The sequence below is a fragment of the Holdemania sp. genome (assembly GCF_986127675.1).
In genome coordinates this window covers 1-10,402 of record NZ_CFQZWI010000098.1, presented here as the reverse complement: position 1 = coordinate 10,402, position 10,402 = coordinate 1, and the positions used below count along the sequence as shown (strand labels likewise).

Annotated in this window: 9 protein-coding genes and 1 tRNA gene; 5 read left to right on the top strand and 5 right to left on the bottom strand. The window is 49.0% G+C overall.

Going from position 1 to position 10,402, the window contains the following annotated elements; genetic code table 11:
• Positions 1 to 711 precede the first annotated feature (711 nt).
• Positions 712 to 1,083, bottom strand: coding sequence for a helix-turn-helix domain-containing protein (locus AC5OW4_RS12545; RefSeq protein WP_072684633.1), 372 nt, complete (start codon positions 1,081 to 1,083; stop codon positions 712 to 714).
• A 138-nt stretch (positions 1,084 to 1,221) separates the two neighbouring features.
• Here AC5OW4_RS12545 and AC5OW4_RS12540 point away from each other — a divergent pair, with 138 nt between their 5' ends.
• A complete protein-coding gene (locus AC5OW4_RS12540) occupies positions 1,222 to 1,536 on the top strand; it encodes a hypothetical protein (protein WP_072684632.1) in 315 nt (104 codons plus the stop codon).
• A 404-nt stretch (positions 1,537 to 1,940) separates the two neighbouring features.
• The gene (locus tag AC5OW4_RS12535) at positions 1,941 to 3,113 is read left to right on the top strand and encodes a helix-turn-helix domain-containing protein (RefSeq protein ID WP_195548055.1); all 1,173 of its coding nucleotides are present in this window, start codon (positions 1,941 to 1,943) and stop codon (positions 3,111 to 3,113) included.
• A gap of 199 nt (positions 3,114 to 3,312) precedes the next feature.
• On the opposite strand, the gene AC5OW4_RS12530 is transcribed toward AC5OW4_RS12535, so the two are convergent.
• From AC5OW4_RS12530 to AC5OW4_RS12520, 3 genes are all read right to left on the bottom strand, one after another.
• Positions 3,313 to 5,262 carry an FAD-dependent oxidoreductase gene (locus tag AC5OW4_RS12530; RefSeq protein WP_072684630.1) on the bottom strand — a complete coding sequence of 650 codons (1,950 nt, stop codon included), beginning with the start codon at positions 5,260 to 5,262 and terminating at the stop codon, positions 3,313 to 3,315.
• 51 nt (positions 5,263 to 5,313) lie between these two features.
• Positions 5,314 to 6,171, bottom strand: coding sequence for a MerR family transcriptional regulator (locus tag AC5OW4_RS12525; RefSeq protein ID WP_072684629.1), 858 nt, complete (start codon positions 6,169 to 6,171; stop codon positions 5,314 to 5,316).
• 231 nt (positions 6,172 to 6,402) lie between these two features.
• A tRNA-Val gene (locus tag AC5OW4_RS12520) sits at positions 6,403 to 6,478 on the bottom strand.
• Between the two features lie 199 nt (positions 6,479 to 6,677).
• Between AC5OW4_RS12520 and AC5OW4_RS12515 the strand changes: the two genes are divergently transcribed.
• From AC5OW4_RS12515 to AC5OW4_RS12505, 3 genes are read left to right on the top strand one after another with little or no spacing between them, the layout of a single operon-like run.
• On the top strand, positions 6,678 to 7,913 hold the full coding sequence (locus AC5OW4_RS12515) for a peptidoglycan bridge formation glycyltransferase FemA/FemB family protein (protein WP_195397814.1): 1,236 nt from the start codon (positions 6,678 to 6,680) through the stop codon (positions 7,911 to 7,913).
• Complete coding sequence (locus AC5OW4_RS12510) at positions 7,910 to 9,142, top strand: lipid II:glycine glycyltransferase FemX (protein ID WP_195397815.1); 1,233 nt, start codon at positions 7,910 to 7,912, stop codon at positions 9,140 to 9,142. The genes AC5OW4_RS12515 and AC5OW4_RS12510 overlap by 4 nt, the downstream gene beginning before the upstream one ends.
• The gene (locus tag AC5OW4_RS12505) at positions 9,139 to 9,903 is read left to right on the top strand and encodes a sugar phosphate isomerase/epimerase family protein (RefSeq protein ID WP_195397816.1); all 765 of its coding nucleotides are present in this window, start codon (positions 9,139 to 9,141) and stop codon (positions 9,901 to 9,903) included. Before AC5OW4_RS12510 ends, AC5OW4_RS12505 begins: the two co-directional genes overlap by 4 nt.
• 226 nt (positions 9,904 to 10,129) lie before the next feature.
• Here AC5OW4_RS12505 and AC5OW4_RS12500 read toward each other — a convergent pair.
• Positions 10,130 to 10,402: hypothetical protein (locus tag AC5OW4_RS12500; protein WP_493677024.1), on the bottom strand; the 273-nt coding region annotated here is incomplete at its 5' end.

The window sequence follows — 10,402 nt, the reverse complement described above, 5'->3', positions numbered from 1 at the left end:
TTTTCCCTCATTATCTGGCTCTTTTTTTGTTTCCTTTTACTCTGTTTCTCCTTTTGCTCTGCCCCGATACACATTTTCTTCTTTACCTGCATTTACTTTTACTATTGACCTTGTTAGTTTTTATACCATTTAAGCTATAATATTTTACAAATACAATATTTTAGTTCTCTTTCAGTTCGCTGTTGCATTCCATGTAACAAACTTTTTAACATTCAGGAAAGTATTGCGCCGCTTTCGTTTATGCTTCTTCCGCTTTAACTTCTGCTTCCCTCTGGAAGCTGTCAATAAACAGACTGAAGATCAGCTTATCCAGCCTGAAAATCTCATCTCCTTCGCTTTCTATGGAAAAAGGATTCCTTGATTGATTTCTGGATAACTATTTCTCGTTAAGATCAAGTCGCGTCGATTTATCATGCCTGCTTAGCTTTTTCTTTGTTGCGGCGACAAGATTATCCCCAATTACAAAAATGGCGGACCTGGCGTTTTTAATTTTCATGCCAGGGCGACAATTTCATGATATGCCAAAATGGACGGCATGCCGCCTGGCAGAGTTGTTTTTCATGATTTCTTCGAAATTCTCGTTATTCTTTTGCCTGTCCCTGATCGCAAGGGAAGTCAAAATGTTCAAAAACCCGATTGAGCCGCCGCGTTCGGCAACCAACGGCAATGCCCAACAGATCGGTTATGCTTCAGCTGCCAAACAGAATCTGATTATTCCTCATCATCCCGCGGATAATGGCGCAGCGCCGCTTTCATGCTGGAAAGCATCGACGTCAGAAACTGATATTCAGCCGGCGAACAGTCCTTCAATTCCTCCTGAATGTCTTTCATATAAAAGGCAGTCAGCTTCGGTACGCTGTCCATGATCAATTCATCCGGCGTCACGTTCAGCGCCCGGGCAATTTTGATAAACAACTCCAGACTGACCTTGTTTGTTCCAGTTTCAATATGGCTGATCGTCGGAATGGATACGCCGACTTTTTCAGCCAGGACCTCCTGTGTCAGATTTAATCTTATCCTCGCCCGCCGGACCCGCTGCCCCAGCCGCTGATAATCGACACAATCCTTCTTTTCATCGCTCATAACTACCTCGCAAAAATCGTTTTCATGTTCTGATGATATTGTAACCGGATGCGAAAACGATTATAATGAAATAAAAGGCAATATTTGCTTTATACTTAAATTTATTCGATTTAAGTCAATTAATAAAGGAGATAAAATATGTTAGTCACCGCGGCAACCAATGCTGAAGAAGCCTACACGCTGTTAAATGAGATCGTCGGGATCGGCGATTTTACCAGCGCTGATCTCGCTGATTTTCTAAGCCTGATCTCCAAACAGGTCGGCAAAAAAGAACGGTCGATCGAAAATCTGACCAACGATTTAAAATATGGCGGTTACGGCGAGGAGGATCGGCTGGAAATGACGGAACTGTTGTTCCGCGAACAGACCATTCTTGAAAATCTGACGGAAGTCATTGCCGCCACAAAAGAAAAACTGGCCGTCTACGAAGCTTACGAAAAGAAAAAACAGTAACGCTTTTCTCCCGCTTCATCACGCTGACATTTCACCCCTGTCAGTCCGAACTTTTCCAACCGTGCTGCCCGCACTGGTTTTTATTTCTGCCTTGCCGGTTCCAACCTGTACGCTGCTTTTGCTTTCTTCCAATCCGTTCATTTCCATCGTTAAGCTCTGATAAAATGGGTCAAAGCTTTGAGGGTAATGAAATTTTCTGAATTTTTACCTTTTGCTTTCCTTTTATCGCTCCCCGCCGGCCGCCGATTTCATTATACGGGACTGAGAGTGAACCGCAACCTGAAGCTGTTCATTAAATTACCGTTAAAAATCAGCGTCAAAGGTTCATTGAAAATGGCGTTTTAAAAAGGAAAGAGAGCTGAATTTACATGCAAATTCCCGGAACTATCATTCGGATCAATCGGATGGACCAAGCGATAAAACTGACGGCTCTGGCATATCAATGCCACATTTCCGCCAGCTATTTAAGTCAGATTGAAACAGGAAAAGCACAGCCAGATCCGCAGATTCTGCAGCTGCTGGCGAAAGCGCTGGATTTGGATTATACGATAGATCAAGCCTGGCTGATCCCGGCGAAGCAAAAGTTGGAACATTTTGTCCGCAATGCATTGCTTCTGGATTTGGAGGCGGCGCAGAAACAGGCGCCGGCTTTACGCCGAATCCGGAAACGGTATCTCAATTCGCCTCTGGCCCTCGATTATCATCTGGCCTTTTTTGTTTATGCACTCATGACGAAAAACCTGCGCCAGATGGTTCAGCAGAAGCACCTGTTAATCAGCGTGCAGGATCGCTTTGATGAGGCGCAAAGCGCCCTGTTTGAGCTTGTCTGCGGGATCAGCGCGCTAAAGCAGGATTTATCGGAAGCAGAAACACATTTCAAGCAATGCCTGAAACGCAATCCAACTTCTCTGATGGGCGCATTGGGGCATTACTACACTTCCCTTTTTTATTCAAAAAAAGGGAAAATCTTGCTTGCCCGCGAACATTGCGACGCGGCTTCCCGCCTGTTTACGCAGACAAACTGTTATCCGTTTCTTATCTCTTGTCATATTCAAAGCGCGGCGATTCTCTCCCTGCAGGAGTTTGATCGGCCAGCCGCAATATTGACGTCAATTCTGGAAAGCAAAATGTTGAATCTGACGCCCGGAATGCGTTCCGCCATTCTCTGTACGCTGTGCTGGTGCTGTGTTAACCATCGGCACTACGAAAAAGCCGGTGCGTTTCTTTCACGTTTCGCCGATGTTTCCGATTCGAATGATGAAATGGATTTTCTGCGATGTTTTCTGCATTATAAAACCGGGAATATCGCAGGCATGAAACGTTTGGCGTCGGCGAAGGAATTTCGTTCTCAGCCATTTCAGGATCTGATACGAGTCATGAATGCTGTCGGCGATCAGGATCCGCATCGGGATAAGCTGTTGATCACCTTGTTAAAACATGGCCGAAGCTGTCTTGATCTGAATCAGAAACGTTTCTATCTGACGCTTTTGATCAATTACTATGACGAAAAGCACAAATATGTGAAAAAAAGTCAGTGCCTGCAGTGGCTTGCCGAGCTTCTGCAGGGATGGGAATAATAAGGAATACTGAATATTCCTGCATCGTAGCCGCACTCATTTCAGCATAAGCCTGAGCCGGCGAAAGGTTATCCCAATATCAGACAAAAGAACGCATTGATCAATGCGCCCTTCGTTCCGGTTATTCTTTTGTTCTGTTCTTGAGTACACTTATTTGAATTTACACGAAATTTGTTTAAACAAATTCCGGGCTTCCCGCTTATTGATCCAATACGACGCTGTTGCCTGCCACTCGGCCCGTCGTGATCGCTTCGGAAATTGCGTTGCCGCCCAAACGGTTGCCGCCATGGAAACCGCCGGTCACTTCACCCGCCGCATAGAAGCCCGGAATCTGGTTTCCGCTGGCGTCTAAGACGTGCGCGTCAACGTCAACTTCCACCCCGCCCATCGTGTGATGGACCGCCGGCGTCCGCGGATTGGCGAAGTAAGGCCCGTGATCTTCGATCTTTGCGGTTTCGTTAAAGACTGTACGGCCGGTCAGCTCATCATAGCCCGCGTCGATCGCGGCGTTGTAATCATCGACCGTTTTCCGCAGGGTTGCGGGATCCATCCCGATCTGTTCCGCCAATTCCTCAATCGTATCCGCCTTGTAAACCGCTCCGCGTTCGATCAAATCATCGACATGAATGCCGTAGGTATTGACATAGTTCTCATCTAAACGGCTGTTTTGATAGCTGCTGATAATATACATCATCCCGTTGGTCTGTTCCAACGTTGAAGCGCATAAAACGTCGCGGCGTTCTGACTCGTTAACAAACCGATGCCCTTCCTGATTGACATACATACTCGTCGTATCGCCGACATTGGTTGAGGTTTCGCCAGTCTTCGGATCGGCGATCAAAAGCTGAATCTTATCCATACCGACCAGATTCGCGCCCACAGCCTGCGCCATCACAATCCCGTCGCCGGTAATCGCCGGACTGTTGGTCGTCGGAACTGTCGGCCCCAAATCAGCCCAGATGCTGTTATACTTCACGCGCATTTCCACATTCGCGCCAAACCCTCCGGTTGCCAGAACAACCCCTTTGCCGGCCTTGTATTCATAAGGTGTTCCATTTGCGGACACCGCGCGGACGCCGATCACCCGGCCGTCTTCCATAATCAATTCCTCAGCCCTGACTTCCAGATCATATTCGATCGGGAAATTTTTCTTTTCCGCATCATTTTTCAGCACTTCGATAAAACCGATGCCGCTTTTATAGGTTTGAGACATGTTCGCACGCGGCCATAACGAACCAACGATCACGATTGACTTCGGTTTCCAGTCAAAGCCCATATCCCGCATCCAGGCATAGGTCTGCGGCGCTTTTTCGCACATTGACTGAATCAGTACCGGATTGCCGACATAATCACCGTCGACATAGGTCTGAAGCATATGCAAATAGACTGAATCAAACAAATGTTCCGCGCCAGACTTCTTATACTCGTCAAATTCCGCGGTCAGTTTTTCCTGCCAGTTCTTCATTATGTCATCCTTCGGCTCCATCGTGCAGTATTCCTCAACCGATTTGATCTGCCCTGCCGTCATGACCTGCGTCTGTTGATTTTCAGGAACAACCGCATTGAAATAGCCGCCGGAACGCATCGTATTGCCGCCCAGAGCCGCCGTTTTTTCCACAACGATAACCGATGCACCATTTTCAGCCGCCGCGTACGCAGCCGCAACACCGGCTCCGCCGCCGCCTAAAACGATGACGTCCGCTTCCCGCTGGACTAAATCTCCGGCTGTTTCCTCTTCGACTTTCACATTTTTCAGTGCTTCCGCGTCCCCGCCGGCCTGGGTAACTGCATCAGCGACCGCTTCGATGATCGCGTTGCTGGTCAAGGTCGCTGTCGCAACGGCATCGACTGCCAGCGACTGATTCTTCACGATTTCTTCCGGAATCCGCTGCAGCGGCAAGTCGGAAATTCCTTCGGTTTCCGAATGTTCAATGACTTCGATTTTCGTAATTTCTTTGTCTGTGAATGTGACCTCGACTTTCAGCTCGCCATTGCGCCCGGCGCCTGTCCCTGTGTAGGTGCCGGACGTGTAGCCGACATCCGTTCCCTTCGGATTATTGCTCGGTGCCGCTGTGCAGCCGGTCAGTCCAACTGCCAGCAGCACGCTGAGAAACAAAACAACGATTCTCTTAAGATTTGATTTTCTCATCTTACCCTCCCTGTGTGAAAGCGTTATCTTTCCCTGCTATCAGAGTACACGTTAAAGGGCCTTTAGAGTCAATCCCCCGCTGCTGAAATCTGATGTTTTCTTTGAAAAGGGCAGCCAGACCTGATGAATCCGCTCCTGTGTCGTACTTCGATGAAGCGTGGAAACCGTGCGTCCGATTGCGTCGCCGGCCAATTCCAGCTGATGTGCGTCCATGTATTGCAGAACATGCTGAAATAAACCGCAGTGCAGCAGTTCGCCAGCCTGAGCAGAAATTGCCGTATAAATACATCGTTGGGAAGGAACGTATTCCATCCCCCTCGCCTGAGGATCCAAACGCAGAAAATCAGCGTCTTCCTCCATAACGCACAGCCCTAACGCAAAGTTCTTATTCCCTGCAAGAATATCGTCCTTCGCAAATAAAGGCGTTGGCATCACAACCGGCATCTTTTCCGTCCATGTCTGGACGCGCTTTTGTATTTCAGGATCACCGATCAGCTGATCCTGAATCTGATAACAAAACCGGTACATCGCGGGACTTTCTTCAATCTGGCATTTCCAAAGCATCTCCGAAGCGGAGCGATGAATGTTAATCATCCGATCAGCGCACGCCAACAGCCGTTTGTTCCAATCCACCGCCGCCTGCAGCTCCCGCTTTTTATCCTCCAATCGTTTAGCGATGTCCTCCAAGGTGCAAAAGTTCAACATTTCCTTCGCTTCCTGTAAGGTAAAACCATAATTACGGTACATCCGAACCCGCATCAAAGCATTGATATCCAGCGCTTCATAGTATCGGTAGCCGCTTCCCTGATCAATTTTCTGCGATTGAATCACGCCTTCCCGCTCATAATAACGGACGGTTTCAGAAGAAATTCCCAAAAGTTTCGCAACTTCTCCAATCTTGTAAGCCATACTCCCTCCACAGTTTTTTTCCTTTATTTCCAAAACAAGCTTTATGTGTATTATATCACAAGATTGTTTATTAAAATCAACATCCTGAAACCCTCCGGTTTTAAGCACTTGGGTCTTCCTGTCTCTTCCTTATGCCGGCTGTGTTGCTCACGGCACGGTTTCCTCAAGCGGAGAAAGGGAAAGGAGAAAGACGAAAAAAGCTGTCTTGATGACAGCTTTACTGATTAATCATGGTGGACGCTAAGGGACTCGAACCCCTGACCCCTTCCACGTCAAGGAAGTGCTCTCCCAACTGAGCTAAGCGTCCGGTGCTTTAATATATTACCATTGATCCTTAAAAACCGCAACCCTTTTTTTACTGAAAATGTCAAAAAAGGAACATCCTGCAGCCTCCTCTTTTTCCCTTTTTCTCCCCTGATCAGGATGGATCCTGGCCGGGATTTTAAAACGACTGGAGAAAGTTAAGGGCGGGTATGCTATAATAAAGCATTGGAGGCGAACTCATTATGAATTTGCAGTTTTGCGAGTCAATTACAGGGAAGCAGCTGGACGATTTCACCCGTGCCAGCCGATGCAATAATATATATCAGACTGAAGCCTGGGCCAACGTCAAGAAGGAATGGACTTCAAAATTTGTCGGCATGACCTGCGACGGGCAACTGTGCGGAGCAGCGATGATTCTGTTCCGCAAACTGCCGCTGGGCATGAAGCTGGCCTATATTCCCCGCGGACCGATCATGGACTACGATGATCCCCAACAGACTGCGTTCTTCTTAACTGCGATCCGGCGTTTCTGCGCGAAGCAGGGTGCGGTGGAATGCAAATTTGATCCCTATCTCATCATCGGCAGCTTTGACTTGGATCAAAAAGAAGCCGCCTGGAACGCCCGCAGTCCGATTCCGCAACAGCTGGCGAAGGCAAAAGCCCATTTTGCGGGCTATACGAAGCTGATCAGTGAAACGGTGCAGCCGCGCTTTCAGCTTTGCTTTTCCCATCAGGAAAACTGGGAAGCCTGCTTTCCGAAGAAGACCCGTGAGAAAATTCATAACAGTTTTGCCAAAGGCATTCAGATCGAAATTTGGGGGATTGAGCATGTCCACGAATTAGCTGAAATGATCAAATATACGGAACAGCGTAAAAATATCCACCTGCGCAATGAGGATTATTTCCGCACGATCATGGAAAACTTCGGCGATCATGCCTGCATTCTGGCCGCTCATCTGGATTATGATCATGCGCTGGCACTGGTCGAAGAAAAGCAGCGCGGTCTTTGTCAGCATCGAAACGAGCTGGACGAAAAAGCGAATAAAAAACGCGTACAGCTGGAAAAACAAATTGCCGATCTCGACGCTGAAAAGCTCAGGCTGCGCCAGCAGGCTCAGGAAGACGGCCGTGACATTTTGGTCAGTGCGTTGTTGTTAGTTCACGACGGCACGACCTGCGAGCTGTTGTATTCCGGCTTAAACGAGAAATACCGCCGCTATCTGGCTGCTTACGCACTGCGCTGCCGCGGCATTCAATGGGCCTTTGAACAAGGCTGCACGCGGTTTAACTTCGGCGGCGTGGAAGGCACGCTGGACGACGGGCTGTTCATCTTCAAGTCGTCGTTTTCACCTGAAATCGACGTCTATCTCGGCGAATTCAGTCTACCATGCAAGCCGCTGCTGTATCCGATCTGGACCCAGCTTTTGCCCAAGGTTAAGGAATTACGCCGGCAATGGTTAAGGAGGGAATCGCATTGATCACCTGTAAACAAATTTCGGATGTGCAGCTGGACGCCTTTGTCAGCGCTCATCCCTACGGACATTACATGAAAACTTCGCTGTGGGCGAAGCTGCAGAAGCAGGATCAGCCGCATTTTATCGGCTTTTTTGAGCAGGCACAGCTGAAAGGCACAGCGATGATTCTGGAGCGGAAGTCGCCGGGTATTCACTACTATTATGTTCCCTGGGGACCTTGCCTGAATTATGACGATCCTCAACTGTGCGAACAATGCCTGCGGGGATTGATTCAGCTGGCGGAAAACGCCAAAGTGGACTTTCTGCGGGTGGATCCGAACGTCTTGCGGATGGAGCGGGATATCAAGGGCAATCCGATCGAAGGCGGTGAAAATCACGAAGCAATAACAGCACTGCTGACATCGCTGGGGTTTGTGCATAAGGGATACGGCTATGCCTACAATGGCAGCTGGGTCAACCGCTACACGCTGATTATCGACCTGACGCCTTCCATCGAAGAAATCGTCAGGCATTTCTCCAAGGCGCGCCAGAACAGTCTGCGCCGGCATGCCGTGATCGGCGTGACAACCCGCTTAGGTACCAAAGACGATGTGCCGCAGCTGTGTGAATTTGAACGGCAGCTTTCCCAGATTCAGGGCTTTAAGCCGCATCCGCAGTCCTTCTTTGAAGCGCTGTTGGATGCCTTTGGCGATCACGCCGTACTGTATGTCACTGAAATTGACCTTGATCAGATGATCAACGGCATCCAGCAGGAAATTGACAGCGGTAAATATCACAAAGACCCCGAAGCGCTGCAGTCCAAGTTAAAAGAAAAAGAAAAAGCCGCGGCGCTAAAATCGCAATACGGCGCAAAGCCGGCGATTGCCGCCGGATTGTTCCTGCGATTCGGCGCGCAATCCTGGGATCTTTACACCTATAACCACAAGGATTTCAACTTTATCAAGGCCGTGGATAACCTGCACCGGTTCGCCGTCGAAGACATGAAAAACCACGGCGTCCTGCATTACGACATGTGCGGATTCTCCGGAGTGACGGACAAGTCTGATCCGCATTATGGATTGTATGATTACAAGCGTTCGTTTGGTTCCGTTTATACGGAACGGATCGGCGAATTCGACTATATCCGCAAGCCGGCGCGCACTGCCCGCTGGAAAAAGGCGGATCGCTTCCGCCGTCGGGTAAAACGCAAGCTCATCTCGCTGCGGTATGGCAAACAGGAGAAGCATTCATGAGGCCGGTCGGGCTGACCTCGGTCACCTTCCGTCAGCTGACCGCCGATCAGATCATCACGCTGGCTAGGGAAACCGGCTGTACCGGAATCGAATGGGGCAGCGACGTCCACGTGCCCGCAAATCGGCTGGATCTGGCAGCCAGAGCTGCGGAAGCCTGCCGTCAAAACCAGCTGGCGGTGTTCTCTTATGGCAGTTATTACAAACTGAATCAAGGTCTTAATCCGGACATTGATTTTCAGGCTTATCTTGATACGGCCGTTAAGCTGGGAGCGCCGTGTGTGCGGATCTGGGCCGGGCGCACAGCCTCCGCGCAAGCCGACGACGATTTTTTCCAGCGGGCTGTCGCGGAAACGCGGCGATGCTGCGAACTGGCGGCCAAAGTTGGGATAGACGTCGCGTTTGAATATCATCGCAAATCGCTGACGGACAACGGTGCTTCCGCTGTAAAGCTGCTTAAAGCTGTCAATCGTTCTCATTGCAAGACCTACTGGCAGCCCAATCCCGAGCTCACCGTGGAAGAAAACAGTCGGGAATTAGAGGCGATCCTGCCCTGGCTGACGCGCGTCCATGTGTTCAGCTGGTTACCCGACAACACGCGGCTGCCGCTCGCAGCTCAGGAAGCAGCCTGGAAGCACTGGCTGACTTTCATTCCCCGCGAAATTCCGCTGATTCTGGAATTTGTCAAAGAGGATCAGCCGGAACAGTTCCGTCAGGATATGGTAGCTCTGCAAAAATGGTTATCGCACAGCGTCTGTCTTTAAAAAAGTGTCCCTGATATTCCACCACAGCTTAAAATCAGTTTCTTTAACCCTCTCTGATCTTCGGATCGAGGGGGTTTTTAATATTTAGGGTTGTGAGCTTCATATTGTGACTCCTATGCATCATCCGATCCCATCCTTTCTATTTACACCAACACGATTTGACTCTGACGAACTTTTTCTGAACTTTACGTTATTCCAAAGCCGATCCTGCGAAGTCCAGATCCACTTAGTCATGAGTATAGGACAGCTGAGTTATGTTCTCTGCCTGATGCTTTGAATCAGAAAGCTTTCTAAGCTGATGATGGAGGTCTTCCGAGGTATTTATTCTATTCAAAACTTGGACGATCTGATTCACTTTCGCTTCGTTTAAATCATCTAAGACTTTCTCATCGCTTTCCGTTAATTCCCATTTCTGCCGCAGTAACTCCTTCAACAAGGATATTTTCCCTTGTTTCACGCCTTTCTTTACACCTTTCCGCATCCCTTTTTCTATGCCTTT

Bases quoted from the DNA above. Each gene is read 5' to 3' on its own strand.
- AC5OW4_RS12545 (WP_072684633.1), bottom strand. From the start codon at position 1,083: ATGAGCGATGAAAAGAAGGATTGTGTCGATTATCAGCGGCTGGGGCAG.
- AC5OW4_RS12535 (WP_195548055.1), top strand. From the start codon at position 1,941: ATGGACCAAGCGATAAAACTGACGGCTCTGGCATATCAATGCCACATT.
- AC5OW4_RS12525 (WP_072684629.1), bottom strand. From the start codon at position 6,171: ATGGCTTACAAGATTGGAGAAGTTGCGAAACTTTTGGGAATTTCTTCT.
- AC5OW4_RS12505 (WP_195397816.1), top strand. From the start codon at position 9,139: ATGAGGCCGGTCGGGCTGACCTCGGTCACCTTCCGTCAGCTGACCGCC.
- AC5OW4_RS12540 (WP_072684632.1), top strand. From the start codon at position 1,222: ATGTTAGTCACCGCGGCAACCAATGCTGAAGAAGCCTACACGCTGTTA.
- AC5OW4_RS12515 (WP_195397814.1), top strand. From the start codon at position 6,678: ATGAATTTGCAGTTTTGCGAGTCAATTACAGGGAAGCAGCTGGACGAT.
- AC5OW4_RS12530 (WP_072684630.1), bottom strand. From the start codon at position 5,262: ATGAGAAAATCAAATCTTAAGAGAATCGTTGTTTTGTTTCTCAGCGTG.